Source organism: Paenibacillus herberti, from assembly GCF_002233675.1.
GTDB lineage: Bacteria > Bacillota > Bacilli > Paenibacillales > Paenibacillaceae > Paenibacillus_O > Paenibacillus_O herberti.
Window position 1 is genome coordinate 367,852 of the sequence record NZ_NMUQ01000002.1, and the last position, 21,225, is coordinate 389,076.

Annotated in this window: 16 protein-coding genes; all 16 read right to left on the reverse strand. The window is 53.3% G+C overall.

Annotated elements, in window-relative coordinates; genetic code table 11:
- Positions 1-279: 279 nt before the first annotated feature.
- Entirely contained in the window at positions 280-1,047 is a 768-nt protein-coding gene (locus tag CGZ75_RS14210; protein WP_089524950.1) for a flagellin N-terminal helical domain-containing protein, read from the reverse strand.
- Between the two features lie 117 nt (positions 1,048-1,164).
- Positions 1,165-1,410 (reverse strand): carbon storage regulator, encoded by a 246-nt coding sequence (locus tag CGZ75_RS14215; protein WP_089524951.1) that lies wholly within the window; start codon positions 1,408-1,410, stop codon positions 1,165-1,167.
- A complete protein-coding gene (fliW, locus tag CGZ75_RS14220) occupies positions 1,410-1,859 on the reverse strand; it encodes a flagellar assembly protein FliW (RefSeq protein WP_089524952.1) in 450 nt (149 codons plus the stop codon). The genes CGZ75_RS14215 and fliW overlap by 1 nt, the downstream gene beginning before the upstream one ends.
- Positions 1,860-2,150: 291 nt before the next feature.
- On the reverse strand, positions 2,151-2,723 hold the full coding sequence (locus CGZ75_RS14225; protein ID WP_089524953.1) for a DUF6470 family protein: 573 nt from the start codon (positions 2,721-2,723) through the stop codon (positions 2,151-2,153).
- Position 2,724: 1 nt separating this feature from the next.
- A complete protein-coding gene (gene flgL / locus CGZ75_RS14230) occupies positions 2,725-3,642 on the reverse strand; it encodes a flagellar hook-associated protein FlgL (RefSeq protein WP_089524954.1) in 918 nt (305 codons plus the stop codon).
- A gap of 19 nt (positions 3,643-3,661) precedes the next feature.
- Entirely contained in the window at positions 3,662-5,203 is a 1,542-nt protein-coding gene (flgK, locus tag CGZ75_RS14235) for a flagellar hook-associated protein FlgK (RefSeq protein WP_089524955.1), read from the reverse strand.
- A 15-nt stretch (positions 5,204-5,218) separates the two neighbouring features.
- Positions 5,219-5,716 (reverse strand): flagellar protein FlgN, encoded by a 498-nt coding sequence (locus tag CGZ75_RS14240; protein WP_089524956.1) that lies wholly within the window; start codon positions 5,714-5,716, stop codon positions 5,219-5,221.
- A gap of 47 nt (positions 5,717-5,763) precedes the next feature.
- Entirely contained in the window at positions 5,764-6,033 is a 270-nt protein-coding gene (gene flgM, locus CGZ75_RS14245) for a flagellar biosynthesis anti-sigma factor FlgM (protein WP_245850865.1), read from the reverse strand.
- Positions 6,034-6,174: 141 nt separating this feature from the next.
- On the reverse strand, positions 6,175-6,573 hold the full coding sequence (locus CGZ75_RS14250) for a TIGR03826 family flagellar region protein (RefSeq protein WP_089524958.1): 399 nt from the start codon (positions 6,571-6,573) through the stop codon (positions 6,175-6,177).
- A 139-nt stretch (positions 6,574-6,712) separates the two neighbouring features.
- The gene (locus CGZ75_RS24605; RefSeq protein ID WP_141136769.1) at positions 6,713-7,660 is read right to left on the reverse strand and encodes a ComFC family protein; all 948 of its coding nucleotides are present in this window, start codon (positions 7,658-7,660) and stop codon (positions 6,713-6,715) included.
- Between the two features lie 53 nt (positions 7,661-7,713).
- Positions 7,714-9,939: a helicase-related protein gene (locus CGZ75_RS14260; protein WP_176444843.1), complete on the reverse strand. Its 2,226-nt coding sequence runs from the start codon at positions 9,937-9,939 to the stop codon at positions 7,714-7,716.
- A 406-nt stretch (positions 9,940-10,345) separates the two neighbouring features.
- A complete protein-coding gene (locus CGZ75_RS14265; RefSeq protein ID WP_089524961.1) occupies positions 10,346-11,161 on the reverse strand; it encodes a glycosyltransferase family 2 protein in 816 nt (271 codons plus the stop codon).
- A 482-nt stretch (positions 11,162-11,643) separates the two neighbouring features.
- A complete protein-coding gene (locus CGZ75_RS14270) occupies positions 11,644-12,372 on the reverse strand; it encodes a response regulator transcription factor (protein WP_089524962.1) in 729 nt (242 codons plus the stop codon).
- 8 nt (positions 12,373-12,380) lie between these two features.
- A complete protein-coding gene (locus tag CGZ75_RS14275; RefSeq protein ID WP_089525892.1) occupies positions 12,381-13,547 on the reverse strand; it encodes a sensor histidine kinase in 1,167 nt (388 codons plus the stop codon).
- A 133-nt stretch (positions 13,548-13,680) separates the two neighbouring features.
- Positions 13,681-16,458, reverse strand: coding sequence for a stalk domain-containing protein (locus tag CGZ75_RS14280; RefSeq protein WP_089524963.1), 2,778 nt, complete (start codon positions 16,456-16,458; stop codon positions 13,681-13,683).
- Between the two features lie 293 nt (positions 16,459-16,751).
- Positions 16,752-21,107 (reverse strand): Ig-like domain-containing protein, encoded by a 4,356-nt coding sequence (locus CGZ75_RS14285; protein WP_089524964.1) that lies wholly within the window; start codon positions 21,105-21,107, stop codon positions 16,752-16,754.
- Between the last annotated feature and the right edge of the window lie 118 nt (positions 21,108-21,225).

A 21,225-nucleotide genomic window follows, 5' to 3' on the forward strand; every position in this document is an offset into this window, starting at 1 on the left:
GGACAGCTTCTCCATGTTTTTGCTGGAAGCAACTTGGTTCAGACCCATGTTGCGGTTCGTGTTGATAGCGGAAATATTGTGGTTGATAATCATGATTTGTTTCCTCCCTGAAATTAAGTAATGGTCCCACTTCCTTGTGGTAAACCAGCTATCAGGTCGGCCGCCCTTTAGCTGATCTAGTTTATATATCGGATTTTTTCAATTGTTTTTTATAGCCCTAATAAAAAAAGAGAACCCGGTATTAAATACCCGGTTCTCTGGAAATAAAGAAGGATTCTATTAACGGAGCAGCGACAGAACGCCTTGCGGCGCCGAGTTGGCTTGCGCCAGCATCGACTGAGATGCTTGCAGCAGGATGTTGTTCTTCGTGAGAGCAACCATCTCTTTCGCCATATCGGTATCACGAATGCGGGATTCCGAAGCTGTCAGGTTCTCTGTCGTTGTTCCCAAGTTGTTGGAGGTGTACTCCAGACGGTTTTGAATAGCACCCAGCTTGCCGCGCTCTGTTGCTACAGAAGTAATAGCCTTGTTGATTGCAGCCAGATCGCTTCCGGAGCTAACAGTACCGAAATCAGTCGTAGCAATTGCGCCGATTACGATAGATGTTCCTTTATCATCAGTTGTAATCGTCGCTCCAGCGGTAATGGTAATACCGTTGAATGTTGTTTTCTCCGTGATGTCTTTAATTTGGGAACCGAGTGCGTTCAGCTCTTGGTCGATGTTGTCCTTGTCAGCGGTTTGGTACGTGCCGTTGGTTTTTTGAACATTAAGCTCTTTCATGCGAGTCAGCATGGCGGAAACTTCGTTCAGTGCACCCTCAGCCGTTTGCACGAAGGAAATACCGTCTTGTGTATTGCGCTGAGCTTGCTCAAGGCCACGAATCTGGCCACGCATGTTCTCGGAGATGGACAGGCCAGCAGCGTCGTCAGCAGCGCGGTTGATACGCAGACCGGAAGACAGCTTCTCCATGTTTTTGCTGGAAGCAACTTGGTTCAGACCCATGTTGCGGTTCGTGTTGATAGCGGAAATATTGTGGTTGATAATCATGATAAATTTCCTCCCTGAAATTAAGTAATGGTCCCACTTCCTTGTGGTAAACCAGCTATCAGGTCGGCCGCCCTTTAGCTGATCTAGCTTATATATCGGGAGGATGACGACTATTGTTTATAGTGATTTCGGTAAATGCAAGGATTGTAATTGGTGCTTCAAGTCCTCTAGAGATACGGTTTGCTGAACAGAATCACGATTGATGTCCGCAACTTCCTGGAACAGCTCCTTGCGCAGAATGGTAATTTCCTTAGGCGCAGAGATGCCGATTTTAATGCCGTCAGGGCCGATCTCCAGTACAGTAAGCTCAATATCCGGTCCAATCAGTATGGACTCTCCCTTGCGGCGTCCGAGAACTAACATCAGACTTCCTCCTTATCAGTGGCTTGAGAAGGCCGTAGTAGAGCATGGCGAGTCGTGTAGCTTGTTCCTTCCAAAATAGCTTGGCAAGCGGCACCGCTGTTTGTATTGCAAATAACTGGCGCCACGAGGTTAAGCGTCGCATCGGCAAGAGATTCGTTAATGCTGACGATGTTCAGTACTCGCACCTCTTCGACAGACTTCAGCCCGAGCTCCCGTTCAGCCTGTTCTGGCAGCTTGAATTCATAGTCCGGATAAAAAGCAAAAGGATCAGCTACGACAAACGCCAGATTCCCCTCCTCCAACGATTGCAAATGGAAAAGCGGGCTGTCTTCTACCGCTATAAGCGTATAACGCGTGTACTGTGTGAAGCCGGGGATTCCTGCTGGAAAAGTATAGATTTCCTTATCCCGGCTATCCAAAGGTCCGAACCGAGTTGTTTCGATAATCATGAATTTCACACTCCAAAAGTAGAAAGTATAGGATTTCCTAGACAAGAGATTGGATAAGAGATTAGGAATTATTTCGACAAGAGATTAGGCAATAGTATCGACAATAGAAAAATAAAGAGCCACAAAATCGTTATCCCGATTTTATCGCTCTTTATAGAAAATTGGCAAACAAATGAAATGGTTATTCCCTATCCCCTAGCGAAGACCCGCGGACAGAAAGCAGTAGAATCAGCAAAGAAAAATCCACTGCTACTGCTAGGTCCAATCGCTCGTATGTGGCAAGGCTATTTATCAAGCCTGAAGCTCTACGAGCGGAGGAGGGGTAACGATCACTTTAGGGTACTGAGCCACGGTAAACTTAACCGATGCAGGTGAGTAGTCCACCTCTGGACGGCGAGTCTGTACCTGGATGTCCACGTCGCCTGGAGTGACATTTATCTCCGGGCGCTGAACATTGACATTAATCCGGGTGTTGAAAATGGACGCTGGTCCATACAACTGCCTGGGAGCACGTTCACGGAACGCCTCTCCTACGGCAACATCCGGGATCGGATTCTCCTTGTTTTTGAGATCCGAAATCTCCCGCCATTTCTGGATGGTGCGAATGACATGCTGCTGGACAACGCTGCGCGAGTCCGAATAAATGCGCTGGATGAACGCCTCCGGCTTGCCGCCGTTGATAGCGTTCCAAGTAGCTGACTGGTCAATAAGCAGCTCCGGCCGGCGGGACTGAATGTCCACCACCGGCCGTGAGGTACGTATGCTGACTTCCGCACGGGGCTGGCGGATATCAACCTTCGCCTTCTCCGACTGGATATCAAGGCGAATTGGAAGCTGCTGGATCTGAAGCTGCGGCAGCCTCATCCTAGTTCAGGAAGCTGACCAGCGAAGGCATAATAATTTTTGCCCCGACCGAAAGCGAAGCCTGGTATACGTTCTGGCTGACAGTGGAATCCAGGAACAACTTCTCCACGTCTGCGTCCTCGGTCTTGGATTGAAGAGATGTTAAGCTGACATTCAAATCCTTGAGACGGTTGTCCATCAGCTCGGCGCGATTCGTCCGTGCGCCATTCTCAGCGCGGGCTGAGACGATTTTGTTCATACGGCTTTTGATATTGTCCAGCTCAGCGCCAACAGCGGAGTAATTCGTGGTGGAGAGCGCTGTATTAAGGCGATCAAAGATCGAGAAAACATTATCTGTCGCTCCGGCTGCGTCCGCAGCACCGAACACACTTTCTGCCTGCAGGTTCACATTAAGCGTGATCGACTCGCTGATCGCGTAAGTCACAGCAGCGCCATCAGCTGTTACAGCCTTGGCGTCAAAACCTGCTGCATTCGTGTCATAAGGCTTCTGATCGAAGCGCTGACCCGCAAATACGTACTTGCCATTAAAGCTGCTGTTGGCAATATCAAGCATCTGGTTTTTGAGCTCGGCAATCTCCTTGTTAATCGCATCCAAAGAGTTCGTCGTGTTCGTACCTGTGGAACCTTGCGTCGTCAGCTCAGTCAACCGTTGCATGACGGCTGTAGCCTGGTTGAGCTGGGAATCATTGAAATCAAGCCAGGACTGTGCTGAAGCTACATTATCCTGATACTGCGTATTAGACGACAAGTCGGAGCGATAACGGAGCCCGTAAGTGATGCCAACAGGGTCATCCGACGCCTTGTTGATTTTGCGGCCGGTCGAGATCTGATCCTGCTGTGTTGCCATACGATTCAGGTTCGTGTTGAGGTTGCTCATCAGTTGGGCATGCATCATGCCCTGGGTTACGCGAAGCGCCATCTAGTTCATCTCCTTACGATCACCGGCCAACCTGGCCGGTGCCGTTGATCAGCTTCTCAAGCAACTCATCCATCGCCGTCATGAAACGAGCTGCTGCGTTGTAGGCGTTCTGGAACTTGACCATATCAGACATTTCTTCATCCGTGGACACACCACTAACCGACTGGCGGCTGCTGCTAGCCTGCTCTACCATCGCAGTAGAGTTGGAAAATTGGCGCTTGGCCTCCTGGGATTGAACGCCGACTTGACCAACAATGGAGTTGTAATAACTGCCGATTGTTGCTGTGGATACGGTACCGCCGGTGCCGGTCAGATCCATCGTGAATTTCTGGTCCTTGGCTTCTCCCAACAGCAGAGCCAACGAATTGTTGCCCTTGATGACGGTGCTGACTCCGGCAGCATCTGTCGATGTGCGCATGGAGCTGGCGATTTTGTTGGAATCGGCATTGATCGCCGAGTTCAGACGGATACTGCCAGCTGTAATGCCCGTTGCGCCTCCTGCGGGATCAAAAGTGAAAAAGTCCAATCCAGCCGTTGCCGGATTCTCCAGCGTGTAGCCGAGCTTGTGCAAGCCGTTAATGCCCTTGACGGTCATGATCGTGTCATCGGCAAGCGGCACAGTCGTCCCTGGAAGTACGGAGCCCTTCGGTACCGTAACCTGGAATTCACCATTCGCCATCGTGTTGGCAAGCTGATCCAGTTGGGTCCGCATACCGCGAACATTCATGTCCCTGGCGCGGAAGGTGCCGTAAATCTCGCCACCGTTCAAGTCTCCACCCAGATATGCAGCCTCCAGTGCTGCACCAGTCAACTGCTGTGCCGTGACGCCGTCGACCAAATTGGCACCGCCCATGTTGATGACGTAGCCGTCTGCGGTTTCGGTTACCGTGACATTAACAAGCTTGGACAGCTCGTCAGTCAGCAGGTCACGCTTGTCGCGAAGATCGTTGGCATTGTCGCCAAGCCCCTCCATGCGCTTGATCTGTCCATTCAGATCCCCAATGGAACTGAGAATCGAGGTCGCCTGGGTCGCCTTGGTATCGGCGCTTCCGGTAAGATCCGCATCCAGATCCGTCAATTGGCGACTGAGCTGATTGAATGAATCTGTCAGCGCAATCGCATTTTGCTTAACAATCTGGCGATTCGTGATATTCTCTGGGTCCTTGCTGAGATCGGACCAGGAAGACCAGAAACTCTCCATTAAGGTGCGGATGCCGTTGTCGGAAGGCTCGTTGATGACCTTCTCCAGCTTGTCCAGCGTCTCGGCTTGAATCTGCCAGCTACCTTCGTACTTGCTCTCGCTGCGATACTGGTCGTCCAGGAAAGCCGTGCGGATACGGTTAATTGTAGATGCCTCAACGCCGGAACCGAGTTGACCTGCTGCTGCGGACTTGTTGAAGCCGTACGGCTCCATCGGCGTAGCTGCGCTCATATTGACGCGTTGGCGAGTATAACCTGGCGTATTGGCATTTGAAATATTGTGGCCTACCGTGTTCAATGCTGTCTGCTGGGTGAACAGACTCCGCTTGGCGGTCTCGATACCATGAAACGTGGATGCCATGAGGGCGATCCTCCTCTAGCCTTTTCTATCAAACATACCCGCCTTCGAGTACCCTGCCGGGTTTATCTGCGGGTGAATATAAGTGTAATCGTCATAAGGAGCATCAGACGTTAGTTCAAGCGAAAAATCAATAAACTCCAGCGACTGCTTCGTCAGCGCAAGGTTGTGCTCGTTGCGTGAGCGCACATCCTCCAGCAGCTGTGAGAGCTCCTCTTGCAACTCTGTAAGACGCTGCTTCTGCTCCGGCTGGTTCACGGTCCGAATCAGGTCAGAGAGCTTGCCGCTGCGAAGGCGCAGCTGGAGCCGGGAGAAATGAATATTGACCAGCGTCTGCCGACGGATCTCAAGCTCCTCGATCCGCTTGGCAAGCTTGCGTTCTTTCATCAGGAGGGCGCTGAGCGCATCAACATCCCCCTTCACCAGCGTAGGTGTCTTATCAGTTGCAAGCTCCAACAGCTCTCGGTACAAACCGCTCTGCTGATCAAGCGTATCAATCAGATCTTGTATGGTCATTCATCCCATCCGTTCCTGGGTATTCGCTTAAATCGAGCTAAATAGCTTTACTTCAAAAAGTCCCAAAGCTTATCCGCAATCTTCTCTGCATCAACACGATAAGTACCGGATGCTACTTCATTCTTCAGCTCTTGGATGCGCTGCTTGCGCTCAGCGCTTTCAGGCTGACGACTTGCTAACATGGCTTGGGCCTCCTCGGAGATCTGCACCTGGTCGGTTTTGCGGGTGCGTGCGTTCTCCGTAACCCGTGCTTCGCCTTGCTTCTGATACGTATGGACAGGTTGGATCCTGCCGGTTTCGATAATTTTCAAGTCCATTCACCTCAATTAGGTTCTGCATTGCTGCAGCCGATTTACTATATCCTTATTATCGGCCCTTCAGAAACCTTTGTTTATAGAACAGTTGGACTATTTGTCAAGTCCTATATTTATCGATTAAACAAGAAAGTTATCACCGACTCAAGTCTTATCTTTAATACGATAAGCCCTTTGGACGGAGTTCAAACGCTCTGTTTCGGCCTCAGAGTCCTTCATTCGTTGCACATCGCCGCGCAAACGCTGTCGACAAGATTCGCACATATGGTCCTCGCGGATCAGTATCCCGCATCCTTCACAAGGATAGCTGAGATTAGGAGCATCCATCAAGGAAATTCGGCCTTCTTTAATGAATTTGGTGATCTGGCGAATGCCTACACTCGTTTGCTCGGACAGCTCATGGATGGCAGCGCCACGGTTTTTGCGAAGATACGTGCAGCAAGCCTCGTATTCCTGATCGATTTCACGGATGCAGTGAGGACAAACCTCACGGAAATTTTTGGCGAATAGCCGGCCACAACGTGGACAATTATCGAGATTCATGGGACAAGCCCCCTTCAAGTTACCTTATACCCTCTTGTTATATATCGGTTGGCTCGTTAAGGATTTGGAGATGAGGGCATAGCTAATATTCTTCCATTAGTGGAAATAGCTTAGGTGTTCAAATGAAAAAGGGCGGCGATCAAGCGCGCGCCCAGGTTAACCCGTAAATATCGATCGGTACAGGAGCCGCCATTTGCAGCGCAAAAGCACAGCTGTCCAAGGTGCCTCCTGTTGTGTAGATATCATCCACTAAAAGCAGTCGCAGTGACCGCCGTTGCACCGGAGATCGCCTAGCAATAATAGATAGAATCTCCGGTGTCTCTGGGGCAGATGTAAATAGGCCAATGGCAGTCTCTAGCCTTTCCTTACGCGTTTTCGCGCTCATCTTTCCTCTTTCTTCCTGGCGGGTCAGCAAAGGCCTGGCGGGAAGTCCGATTCGTACCGCAAGTGAAGCGGCTAAACGCTCCGCCTGGTTGAAACCACGTTCCAACAGACGCTGTTCACTGACCGGGACGGACGTAATGAGGTCAAAGGCGGGAGCGGCATTTTTTTTAATAGAGAACAGACCATCGCCAATAAGCAGCTCTTCGGAAAGTTTCGCATAGGCAGGTTGAAGCATAGCGGCAAGCCAAGGAAGCAGCCTTTCCTCTCCCCGGTATTTGTATCGGGCGAGCAACTGCCGCATCTCCAGCGTATATTGCACGGCGCTGCGACTGCGTACAAAACTGGAACCGCTTCTGCGGCAACAGTCCCCACAGTAATTTGGACGACCACACACATGGCACTGGATTCGACGAATCCAAGGGATGGAATCGGAGCAGCGGGAACAGACCCCTTTGCCCCAGGCGGTAGGAAGTCCACTCGGGCCAGTTGCAGGCTGGTGCGGCCGTAAATAAAAGCTTTTCGAGCACAAAACGCATTCGACTCGCTCAGGGGAGAGCAGCTCCATCATTTTTCCATACCAGCGAAGTGGAACGAGTGGTCGCTCAGCGGGATAGAGACGCTGCAATTCGGGCCGAGACTCGGCCAAAGGACCTGTCATGGGATAGTTGGATGCCGAATGGTCAGGTTTTGGAGGAAATGACATGCATCAGCTCTCCTTAGGATCAAATATGTGGCAAGCTTTTATCCGATGGGAGCCTAGGAATTCAGATACCCTCCTTGCCTGGCCGCTCGGTTCATTAGTTTGATTTGGCGAATGGCTCTCTTCTGTGATGCGCTTCTCTCCGCGGCGGCAAACCACACTCGTCCATGCGGATCCTCGACAGAGCGGCCGGCGCGCCCAGCCGACTGTACCAGGGAAGCCTCATTAAATACGCCTGAGTTGGCATCCAAAATGAACACATCGCTGCGTGGTATGGTTACTCCCCGTTCCAGAATCGTCGTAGTCACAAGTACGCGCAGCGTACGGTCGCGGAATTGCTGAACTTTTTCACCTCGGGCCGGGTCTTGCGAATGTGTGCCCTCGATCTCGATTGGATCAGGGAAATTCTTACGGAGCAACATCACCATTGAATGCACATCTCGAATCGCCGGTATAAAAACGAACACCTGCGCTCCACGCTCCAGAGATTGCCGCATGGCCTGCAAAAGTTTGCGGGGCAGTCTCCCGATGGCTAGGATCCGGGATACGGTTGGAACGCTCAGCATGCGCGGAACTGGAAGCGGCTGTCTATGGTAACGTACCGGTACTTTGGCATGCGGTAAAAAACCGGTGCGCGCCAACCTTTGGAGTTGGACGGATGGTGTTGCCGTGAGTAGAAGAACTTTGGCATCAGGCCGGCAGCTTCTGGCCGCCGCAGTATGAAGCAACTCATTATTGGCAAAAGGAAAGGCATCCAGCTCGTCCAGAATAATGAGATTAAACGCCTCACGGAATCTCATTAGCTGATGTGTCGTGGCTAGAAAGAGACTGCCACTCTCCCATCTCTGCGGACTTCCTCCGTATAAAGTGACGATCGGAATATTGGGGAAAGCCCGGCGCAACCGGGGCTCAAGCTCTAGCACTACATCCTTGCGCGGAGTGGCCAGCAATGCCTTTCCACCACGGAGCAACACGGACTCGAGCAACGGGAACACCATTTCTGTTTTGCCTGCGCCTGTTACCGCCCAGAGCAGGAAAGCTGGGCGGGGGGATGGCTGTATAACCGAACGTGTGTGAGACTCAGCTGCAGCATGCAGTCCAGGGAGCTTGGGGATGCATGATAGCAAGGCCCGCAGCCGGGCTCGGGCGGTAACGCCTAGGGACGAGGCGAAACGGCCTGGCGGGGAGGCTGAGTTCACGGGCGGCGCAGCTTGATGACATGAAAGCCCCGACGAACGGTTCGTGAGTATATGTGAACCGACCATAGAGGAGGGAGCTGAATTCACAGGCGGAGCAGCATGGAGTGAGCTGGCTGGCTGCTCTAGGAATGCAAGCGCCGCGGTGGTAGCGGCGGCTTGGGCTGGACTTAGTCCCCAGCGGCGAAGTCTGTCCGCCGCCGGGGGCAGAACTTGTGGCGGGGCCAGCGAAGCGCCCTGCCAGCTCTGGGCCGGCATGCCGAACACAAGCAGCCCGCATTCGCGGCTGCGCCCCATGGTCAGGCATGCCTGGCAGCAGGCGCAGCTGCTGCTTCCGCACGTGGCGCAAGCCGTGCGCAGCAACTGCGCCTCTCCGCTGCCGCAGCGCTGGCAGCGGAGAGCGGCGAAGCCGCCCTTCCGCCGGCGCGCTCGCCCGGCGGCCACGGCGCTGCCGAGGCGCAGCCGGCCAAGCAGCGCAGCCAGCTGCAGCGCGGCGTCGCAGCGGCCCACGGCCGCTCCGGCGGCGCCGAGCAGGGCTTGCGCCTCGCTGCGCAGCAAGGCGCGGCCCTGCAGCGAGGCGGCGGCGAAGCACGCCTCGCGGGCCAGTGCTGCGGCCGGCGGCAGAGCCGCGGCCGCAAAGCGGCTCCCGTGACGGGGCATTGCCTCCGTCACGATCAGCCCCCCGGACGGGCCGGCATGGCCGTCCGGGGACAGCGCTGTGCGCGCCAGGCGCCGCAGCGCCTCAGCCGCCTGCGGACGGCTGAGGGCTGCGCCTGCTGGCGCAGCAGCCTTTTGGGCGCTCACACGCGCCCTATACCATGGCCTCGCTCCGATCTTCGCAGCGGCAACCCCGGCTTGAGCGTAATTCCAGCTCAACATTGCAGCATAAGCCTTTCCTAGTGGAAGCAGTGTTTCACATATAAGCATCGAATCGGCGGCACCATCGGCCCTCTGCCCCGCTTCGTGTCCAGCCTCCTCTGCCCATCCTGCGTCAAGCCGCCACAAGCAATCGATCTCCGGAGCAATGCTAACGCCTGCTTTCCAACCAGTGTCCGATTGCAAATATACATATAACGTTACCCTCAAGCTCATCCCTCCTTACCGCAGCACTTCTCTTGCCCTCCATTGATACCGACAAACAAAAAAAGCACACCCTCAGACGGTTTCCCGCCGAGGGTGTGCTTCACCCGCGCCTTATTTGGCTTGATTATACATTGAGATGCTGAAAATCTGCAAGAGGCAGAACAGGAGAAAAAGTTACTCTAGACGAGATCAATCACTCTGGACAAGCCGTACGGCCTTATGCAATGGAATAGCAAGAAGAGCGCCTAATACTCGAACGGAGTCCTTTATAATAGGAGCAGCATCGTAGGCGAATCTCCATTCCCCCTTTTCGGGGGGAAAAGAATGAGGGAAATTAATTCCCGCACTAGTCACCTCTTAACCGCAAGAACGACATCGCAAGTAGTAGAGCTATACAGGTATTAACGTATCAACGCCCGTAGCCCTTATCATCCTGAGTAGCTCGGAAAGGAAGTTTGCTCAAATCCTCTATATTTTTCAAATCAATCATAACTGGCTGATCACTCTCGCTGATTATTCCGTAGAAACGAAGGGACCAAAGGATCTTTTCCTTACCTTCCGAAGAGAGGGATCTCAGAGGAGTACCACCATGACTGGTAAAAACCTTACTTCCATCTGTTGCTCCATGGCCTGCTCCATGGCCTTGAGTATTTTCAAAGCCACCAGGGTCAGCTTCCCCCTCACCCCGGGGTTGTAGTGTAGCCTCCAGCGACTCACCGCCCTCGCTACCGCTTTCTATTAACTCCCGCTGACTATCGTCCAGCTTCGTTGCGGACAGCCCCGTTGCCGATATTGCAGGCTCTCTGCCATCAAAATCATGCAGAGACTCCCGCTCAAATGAACCTTCCGCTGGTACCGACTCCAGCTTCCCTTCCGCCGAATCTGACGCAAGCTTCCCTTCCGCTGTACTAACCGTTTCCTGCGGCGAGCGGAGCTCCGACGGTTCCCTGACCCATGAAACTCCGTTGCCGCAGTACCGGGCAATCAATACCGTATCATCCTTGGAGCCTTGATCCCATATCGTAATTCTCATCGACGTGCCCGAGCGTCGTGAATGCGCCTGCAACGAGCGGATGCAATGCTCCAACTGCGATTCGTCATCCTGGGTCATGAGAATATAATGGCTTTCTGCCTGAGCTTTGCGAGCTGCTGAACGCTTGGCTAGATGAACCACTACCGCTGCCGTTCCGTAACAGGCAATGACGCTGATCAAAATTTCATACATCCTGCATCCTCCTCTGCCGCAGAAAGACAGTCTTGGCCTTCCGCTCTTTCAAGAAGCAGCTTTTTGAACCTATACAAGCGTCGACTTTCTCACAAGCATCTAAGCAGCTATCCACTCCTGGCCGAAACAACAGATTCTCGGCTCCCTTGTTGAGATACAGTACCATATGCTTGCGGCGGTCTGGGCGTTACGATAGGCAGGACATAGGGCTACCCCGGTAGCAGTCGGCCAATTGGCCACGAATCCAACGAATCCATGGCTGCAAAAAAAAGCCCTCAGCAAAGGCTGGGGCTTGTCTTATGTAGATTCAATTTTAGGGTTCTCATTCCCGTAGTTCCATCGCATATTGCTCGCTCAAGGTCCCTACGCTTCATTCATTTTCTAGCTCATTTAATTTAGTTCATCTTATATAAATGATTAATTTTCGCTTTCAAAAAACCGCACGCCTTAAAGGCCTGTGCAGCATCCCGCTGCTAGGCTCGCTAGAGCGTGACCCATCCATATTTGATGGAGTTGATAACAGCTTGCGTCCGATCATCAACTTCCATTTTCTGAAGGATACTGGAAACATGGTTTTTAACCGTCTTTTCACTAATGAAAAGAAACTCCCCGATCATCTTGTTGCTCTTGCCTTCGGCCATCAAGCGAAGCACCTCGGCCTCGCGACGAGTAAGCGGATTGTTCTCTCCGGCCACGAACTTCACGCCGGTCTCACGGCCGGCGGCCGCGCCGGATCCTGCGCCCATCTCATCCAGGTACGTCATGCGGCGGAGCTGGTTGATCAGCTTGCCGGTAACCTTGGGGTGAATGTAGGCATATCCTTGCACAACGGAACGAATCGCATTGATGAGCGACTCCGCCTCCATATCCTTGAGCAAATATCCGGTCGCTCCCTTGCGAAGCGTCTCGAATACATAACTTTCGTCATCATGCAGGGATAAGATAATGACTTTGATGTGCGGGAATAAATCGCGTAAACGCTCGGTTGCCACGACCCCGTTCTCAATCGGCATATTGATGTCCATAAGGACGACTTCAGGCTGATGCTGATTGCAGAACTCCAGAACCTGAATTCCGTCGCTGCATTCCCCGATCACTTCCAGATCTTCTTCCATGTTGAGAATCCGTTTAAGGCCTTCCCGGAAAAGCTGGTGATCGTCGGCAATCAGCAGTTTTATCTTGCGCTTGCCTCCTGCTGCCTTCAGGTCCATAAGCTATGTTACTCCTTTCGATGATCCACGCCTGTCGGAATATGGATCGTAATCTTGGTGCCTTGTCCATTGGCGGATTCCAGCTCAAACCTTCCCTCCAGCAGCTCGACCCTCTCGTTCATTCCCATCAGGCCAAAATGCGAGTTGATTTGAGCTCTTGCTTGAATAAGCTCGGCATCAAAACCGATTCCGTTATCCTGCACGACAATCTTCGCCATCTGCGACTGATAGGTCAGCTCTAGTGATACAAAGCTGGCGCTCGCATGCTTCAAAGCGTTGGTGAAGGCTTCCTGAACCATTCGGTAAATGCCGGCCTCCATAGCGGAAGGAAGACGGATCTCACGTCCAATCGTTTCGAACACCGTATGAATTCGTGTTTTTTCCTCAAAATCCTGCACGTACTTACGCAAAGTGGGAACAAGTCCTAAATCATCTAACGCCATCGGTCGCAAATTGAATATAATCTTGCGAATTTCCTCCAGTCCGGACCGAACCTGCGCCTTTAAGTCTATTAATTCGTGCTGGACCATCTGGAATTCCTGCTTTACCAGCATTCTTTCTGCAATTTCCGTCCTAAGAACTAGATTGGCAAGCGATTGCGCAGGGCCATCGTGAATTTCCCTGGCGATGCGCTTGCGCTCCTCTTCCTGGGCCAAAATAATCTTTAGTCCTATTAGCTGGCGGTTTTTGGCCGATTCCAAAATCCGAGTCACCTGAGTCAGATCCCCTGCCAGGTACTCTAATACAACGTTGATCTGAGAATGAATCGTCTCCGCCCTTTCGACCGAGCTCTCGACATTTTTGACCCGTTTCTGCAGATCGTCGCGACGAGCTCTGAGATAAGTTTCCTTTTCCCGGTAAACCATAAGGTCGAGCTGCAGATGGGTCGCTTTCTCGTAGGCGTTCTTGATATCTTCTTCTTTATAACGTACGAAATCCCGGCTTACCTCGGTAAGACGGATGCGCGCAAGACGGTACTCCATCTCCAGCTTGTCCACTTTGTCGATCGTTTGGACCGTATCCTGGAGCACTTGATTAAGCTCTTGCTCGAGCGTCAACATCTCCTTGCGGGCTGACTCGCAAATTTCATAGATTTGATATTTGCTTTCTTCCATGACCTCGATCGCGTTTTTAATGACCCGGTCTATATCCACAATTCGGTTATCCACATTCATCACAGCTGCCTTTCCATAGCTGGATAATCCCGTTTGACCCACGAAAACGGCTCTACCTTCCCCAACGGGTGGCAGAGCCTCGCGTCAACAGGTCATCTATAATCATACCATAGCTGCCTGAAGAGAAATTATATCATTCGACGGTAATCCTTTTAGTCATTTTATCCCATTTTACGGATAGGCCCATTTGCTCAGATACGAGTCGGATAGGGACTAAAGTCCTTCCTCCGCGCTCAATCGGAGCTGCTGGAGCAGCGATGCGCTGACCATTTGATACAAGCTCTTTACTGCCGATGACAAGCTCTAACAGCTTGCCGCCACGCAGCACGGAGACGCGCTTGCTTGCGGCCTCATAGTTAACCGAGCTGCCAAGCGAGCTGGCGACGAAACGGAGAGGGAGATACGTTACACCGTCCTTGATGTAAGGAGCGGAATCAAGAGACGTCGTTTTGCCATCCACCATGGCCGTTTTGCTGCCAGCTTTCATTTCGATTTTAACCTTAACTGGAACAGGGATGGATGACGGAGCTTCCGCTTGGATATTGTCAAAAGCAATGCTGCCCGCCGCGGTGCGCTCATCCGCGCCATCCTTGAGGCTCGCAATGTATAGGCGCGTCAGCTTGACCGGATACTTAATGGCTTTGCCGGATTCCGCCAGCGGCACCTTGAACGTTCTCCAGCCGGTCCAGTCCACTGCTTTGGACAGCGTGAGCAAATGTTTGGTTCCCGCTGCGTCGGTCAGCTCTGCGCGTGCCCAGTTCAGACTGGCGTCGCCCAGCACGTCTACACTGATCGAGGTCGGTTCCCCGTCGATAGCAAGACCGCTTCCCTGCAGCACCGCATAGGCAGCGCGAGTATCCGTTGTGCCCGCCGTAAAGTCATAATTCAGGCGGAGTGCATTGGTGCCGTTCGTGGCATCAAGGCCGCTTGCAAGCTCCGTGCTGCCGGTGACACCCGTCGTTGAAGCAAAGGCAAACGTCGGCGACAGGCTGTCGAAGTCAGCCAGCCCCTTGCTGCCGCTGCTCTTGGCCAGCGTTAGCAGCGCCGAGAAACCGTCATAACGCGCGATGGCATATCCGATTTCCGCGCCGTCTACGACGGATTGAACGGTCAGTTTGTCTCCACTGCGAGCAGCGGTCAGCCCTTGGAATTCCCATTTCACCGAATCGGATGGAAGCGTATAAGTGCCTCCGTCCTTCAGCTTCACCGTCACCGGTACTGAAATTTGCGCGCCAACCTCTAAAGCAGCCTGCGAAGTGCCGATGCTCATCGACTGGATTGCCTCCGCGCCAACGACCGAAACCGCCAGCTTATCCGATGCGGCTCCCGACTTGACGGTGATAGAGCCCGTGCCCGGCTTGGAGGCCGTGAATGTGTTGCCGCCCCAGTTACCGCCGATTCCTGCTGAACTCCAGCTCGCACCAAGACCAGCCGGATCGAGTGGGTTGTAGTATTGATCGTAAGCCTTAAGCTCATAGGAAGCCGATTGGCCGAGGAAAAGCACCCCAGGACCGCTTGCTTTGATGCCCTTGATCGAGCCTTGCGGCGCGGTGGTGAAAATGCCTAGCCCGTTGGAAACCTGGCGCATCGTACTGCCATACTCCGTCGGATGGGACAACTGCAGGCCGAATTCGCCAAGTGGACGATTAACCATCGTTGTTGATCCGCCACCGTCCAAATTGACGGCTTTGGCAGCGCCAAGCTCAACGAGCACGGATTGCAGCTCCGCCAAGGTCAGTCCCGTACTGGTGCCGTTGTCCTCCGCTGTCACCAAATACACCGTACCGCCATCCCTGGAATAACCAGCCGCTGTCCGTGAACGTGGTGAGGTGCCGCTAACCGAAGACACGCTGCGTGAAAATGTAGCTGCTTGACCGTTCTCGACGAGAATCGTATGGCCGCCGACCATTGTTTCAAAACTGGCCGGATCGACGTTTTGCTGAGTTGTCAGCGATTTCAGCGAGTAGTTTGCATTGGCCTGCTGGCCAACCTGCAAATTATCACGAACGAACTGCGCCGCTTTGCCATGGGCGCGCAAAATATAACCGTCCGCTGGCGGGGTCACCGTCAGAGCGGTACCTTCCGAAATCTGCTGAACAACGCCTCCCTGCACCAGAACCTCGGTCGGCGTAGCATAACTCGCTCCAGCCGGGCGGCTCGGATCCATCCATGCACTCGTATAGATATACATAGCATCGGCGTGAGAAAACCCTTTGGAAGGATACTCCGTCGTGTAAGAGGACTGATTCATTCCTGCCAGCGGAAAAGTATTCCCGCTACCTGACGCCACGCTGCCCTCAAAGCTGTACCGATCAATGATGGCTTTACGGTCCTTGGTGACACCGAACATGTACATGCCGGTCAACTGCATTGGACTCGTTAGCAGCATGCCCCCGTTGATTTGCGCTCCCATTGGAGCCCCATCCGAGGAAGCTGTTTGAAAATAATCCGCGTTGATACCAGCAACGGCACCAGAGTTTTTGGTCATATTCAAAACGCTGCCGCGGTCCGTGACAACGCCTTCCTTGTTATTAATCGCATTCAGCTTCACATATGGATTGGATAAATCAATTTTGATGACATGAACATTGGACTGGACGGCTGCGCCGCTGCGGGTGCCCTTCCAGATATAGTCGATCCGCTGTACGCCGGCAGTAATCATCTCCTCATTCGTAGCGGTCAAGCCCGATGTTGCTGCGCTTGCCATGCGTACGGGAGACAAAATGCTCGCCACTCCGGGAAGCTGAGGAGCAAGGGCGGCCAATGGCTGAATGATCAGAGCTGCTCCTAGCGCGCTAACGAGTACTCGGCGAGTGAGGAAGCTTCGGGCTCCTGCTGCCCCTGCGACTCGTTTGGATGCGCTAGCCTTTTCGGCTGCGCGGCTAGGATTGATACGGCTTGCTTTATTCATAATATGTACAACTCTCCTGTCTATTTGCCTTCATTCAGTAGTCTCTGACTCTAGTTAAGCAAGAGAGTCGGACTCTATCACATAAATGAATAGACTTCCAGAAAGCAGGAAAGTTACGTCTGATAGAATAGTCCGTTCACTTATTCGACATTGAACGACTTTTTCTATTAAAAAAATAAGGATAGATTGGCGCGCTACTCTCCTATTAAGAGACGCTTCTCTATTCAAAATCAGATCGGTCTGTCACAGCATAAAAAAACGTCGGCCTACGAGCAGGCCGACGTTTCAAAGAGTTACATATCAATCATATTCAAATATAGTAACATCCGCTTGACCATAATGACCGCTTCAGCGCGGGTCGCGTTGCTCGCCGGTCCGAATGCATCTGCTTTCTGGCCATTCAATACGCCGATAAAGACAGCTTTGGCCGCATACGTTTTGGCCCAATTGCCGATCTTGCCGCGATCCTTGAACTTCGTCAAGTAGTTCTGTTCCTGCTGTTGCAATACAACGGCTGATCCGGCTGTCTCCACAGCGCGGACGATCATGGCCGCCATTTCCTGGCGGGATACCGGAGCATGCGGCCGGAACTGGCCGCCATTGCCCTGCACAATGCCCGCTGCGGAGGCCGCTCCTATATAGGCTGCCGCTGTTCCAAGTCCTGCTGTATCGCGATAGGACGAGGCTCCTGCCGTATTGCCTTTCAGCCCAAGGCCGCGTGAGATGATTTCCGCGAACTCGGCCCTCGTAATCGTCTTCTTCGGCTCAAAAAGCGAGCTGCTACGAGGCCGAGCGATCCCCTTCGCGGTCAGCGTGTTGATATCGTTTTTGGCCCAGTGCCCATTAACGTCGCTCAATACGGAGCTACCCCTTACTACAGCGAACACACCGCCATCGCGATGCTTAAGCGTAATTTTAGAGCCGCTGCCGGAGCTTTCAATCTTCGTCGGCGTGTAGCTGATTCCGTTCGTCTCCGAATCGAGGAATACCCCTGACGCAGCTGCTGCAGGAACTGGAGCCGCGGACTGAATCGTAGTCGTCAAATAGCGTTTCAAGCCCGTGAAGGCCGTTTTGGACGTGCTGCTGCCGCTGATCAGCGATAGATCCACACTGATCGGACCGGACAGCAGACTGGCATTGCTGCGGCTCATCGCGAACTGCAAGGAACCCGCTAGGGAGCTTGCAGTCGTGTCGATAGAGAGCAGCAGATAACCCGTAGTGCCTCCAGCGTTTAACAACGAAGCCGTTTTATCAAAATCAATCGCCTGCAGCGGAAGTTCCACAGCTACATTATCAAATTGCAGTTCGAACGACGCGTTGCTGGCGCTGCCGAGAGCCTGCTGCAATGGAACAAGCGGAATTGCCACAATACCGGCCTTATTCGTGTCCGGCACCTTGAAGCTCACCTTGGACATCCCGGCACCGCGTGCCGCCTGGTAGGCTGCTGCCAGCTTTTCATTCAGCACCGTATAACGAATCGCGACGCGCCCTGCCAGCGAAACGTCTTGGCTTGTGCTTACATCATACTCCGTCAGCTTACCAGCACCAGCGGTAGTGCCGCTTCCTCCGATATTGCCTACCCCTGGGACAGACGTCCCGTTAGAGATAACAACGGCGGACAGTGCGGCTGCTGCATCGCCTCCGGCCAAGCGCAGCGGATTATAACTCGGAGGGCTATAGGTCAGAGTGACGGACTGCCCTACGCCGACGGCCGTGCTGAGCTGTAAGGTAACGCTTGTCCCCGACACACTTACACCGCTGACTGGAATCAGCACTCCACTGGCTCGAACGGAGAACTGGCCGGGTGTAGGAACAGCGGAAGGATCGAGCGGCATGCTGTATAGAAGCGTCATGACGGACCCGTTCACGCTGCCGGAAATGAAAACAGGTAACGTGCCGGTCACACTCGACTCCATGCCGCTGAACGCGTCTGCCGCATTGCCAGCAAGATCCGCGAGCGGCGGTACTCCCTTGGCATAGCTAACCTTGACGGTGCTTCCAGTAGTCATAGAGCCGGACAGGCTCAGAACAAGCTTGCTGCCTTCAACAGCCACGCTGCTGATGCCGAGGGAGTTGTTGCCGCTCAATACCGAAAACTGACTGCGCAGTGGCAGCAATTTGGCGTTGAGCCCCTCATTGTAATTGAGTGTTACCTTACTGCCGCTGGCGGTTATGTTGTTAAGCACAGGCTTGGATGTGTCCAGCAAATTCTGAATATAAGCATTGCTGAACGCCGCAAGCGGATTACCCGAACGATCGATGACCGGATTCGTCCCTGGCGTGTAGTTGACATAAGCTCCGCCTTCACCGCCAGCCGGATAGCTCAGCTTAAGCATCAACGTGCTTCCGTTAACAGATGGCTCTGACAGCGAAATCTGGCTTCCGTTCACATAGAGGGCGAACTGTGTTGCCCATTCCGCCTTCGGTGCGTCCAACTGCTCACTGAACTGAAGCCGCAGTTGGCTGCCAGACAGAGTACCGCCGGTCAGCTTTGGCTGAGCCGCTTCAGCGTCGTAAACGGCCTGACGGCCGGAGAAGCCGGCTGCGCGGGCCCCGCCAAGACCACGAATGGCACGCGGGCTGTCGACATCAGCTGGAACCGTATAGGCGACGGTCACCTTTTGCCCATTAAGAATACCACTGCGCAGATTCAGCGTCGCTGTATTGCCAGACACCGTCACATGACTGATCTCTCTGGCCGCCGAAGCTTCATTCACCATGACATAAAAACTCGCCGGAAACGGAACACCAGCCGGATCAAGTTCATTATCATAGGTCAACAACAGCTTCGTCGAGCTGATCATCGCTACCTTATCTAGTACGGGTGCGGCAGTGCTGCTACGCAGCGTAGTGAACTTCCACTCGTATTCATTGAGAATGCCTCCGAAGCCGTTACCGGCCGCATCACGGATGCTGTTCACGCCAATCTCCATATATAAGGAAGTATTTCCAGGGAGCGGACTTTCAGGCTTGATGACGACGGTATTGGGTTGATCAGCCGGTACATGAGCCTTCACGGCGTAGGTATCGGAAGCCCCGCTTTTATGCAAAATAATCCGGTATGACTCGGCCAGTTTTACTGGCTCCGTGAATACCGCTTGAAAGGAGGTCAGCGTCGAAGCCGAACTGCTGCCTGTCGCCGGACTTAGCGTCACAATCGAAGGCGGCGTTGTATCACGGGTCGCCGTAAAACTCCAGACCGAGCTGCCCGACATGCCGGCAAAGCGTGAACCTGCTGCATCAAGTATCGCTTGGGATCCGATCTCGACATAATAACTTGAGCCTTCCCCGAAGGCCAGGCGGGTGTCTACCGTAAGTACATTGCCTCCGAAGCCGAATATTTGATCCGACGTAATCGGAATTGATGCCGCTATCCCTTGATCCGACGAGCTGCGGATGACGATGCTGCCTGTACCTGGGAAGACCGCCCGGTCAAAGGTTAGGCTGAGCTTGGCATCCGACGTCCCGATGGTGCCGCCATTGGCAGGCCAGAGTCCTGTTGTCGCTGGACCACGGTTATCGCTGACCGCCTGCGTCGTAAAGGCCCACGCGGATGCATCGCTGATACCGGCGAACAGAAGATCGCCGCTGCGGAATGAGCCTGCATCCCCAAGCACATAATAAGAGGTGCTGCCGCTCAGTGTCTCATGTGGCAGGCTAACCTTGTTGCCATTGTAGCCTAGTTCATTGGCGTCCCAACGCTTAACCGTGCTGTTGTCGGCCACTTTTTTGAGATAAAGATACTTAGGAGCTGTCGAAGTACTGCCCGAGGTTACAGCCTTGTCAAAGGTCATCTCAAACGACGCGTTCACATTGACTCCCTGCGAGCCGTTAGACGGTGTTAGCGCCGTGAGTCCGACCGGAGAAGCCCCTGTCTGAAAGCTCCAGCTGAGCTCAGCCGTGCGATTGCCCGATGCGTCCTGCAGCAAACCAGCAGTCCCGGTCACCCGATAGGATTGTCCAGGTAACAGACCATTTGGCGGCATAATCGTAATGGCCTGGCGACCGCCCCCGGTCACTTGCTGAGAGGTAATGCTGATGGGAACACTGTCTCCGCTGGATTGATTCGTCAGCTGCAGCGAACCGGAGGCTGGATATACCGGCTCATTGAATGAGATACGCAAGGAAGAGAATACCGATACTTCTCCGCCTTGTGGACTGTACTCCGTCGGATGAGGAGCAGAGGTATCCGGATCAGCTGCAGTAAAGCTCCATTCTGCGGCACTGGAGATACCAGCAAAAGAGCCGCTGCCCGAGGCACTGGAGAAGCTACCGGCTTCCATTAGGACATAATAGGATTGTCCAGATTCAAAGGAACGATCTGGAACAATCGTAACGAGAGCCGGATTGGACGGATCAATTTGAATCCTGCTGTCCTTCGCTACGGTGTAGCGGGCCCATTCCGTGTTATCGGACACCTTACGGATGGATACAGCGGCGGTACCGCCGCCTTTAACGACTGGCTCATCAAACGTAAGCGTTAGACGGGCATTCGCAGGGGCTGCCTCGGCATTGTCAGCCGGATATTTGCCGGCTATAACCGGTCCGCCTTGGGCGGCATTAACTTTGCCTTCGGAAAAACCTGCGGCTGGAAGAACCGCCTGGATAAGGACAAAAAACACCAAAAGGAATTTGAACCAAAACCGCATTGCTCATTTCACTCCCCGAGTTGAACATTCGTAGTTACTTTGTCGGTTTTTGGTCAGGGAATGTTTAGGAGAAATGGATAAAGCGATACTTGCTTCTTGTTAATTCGCTGAGAGTATG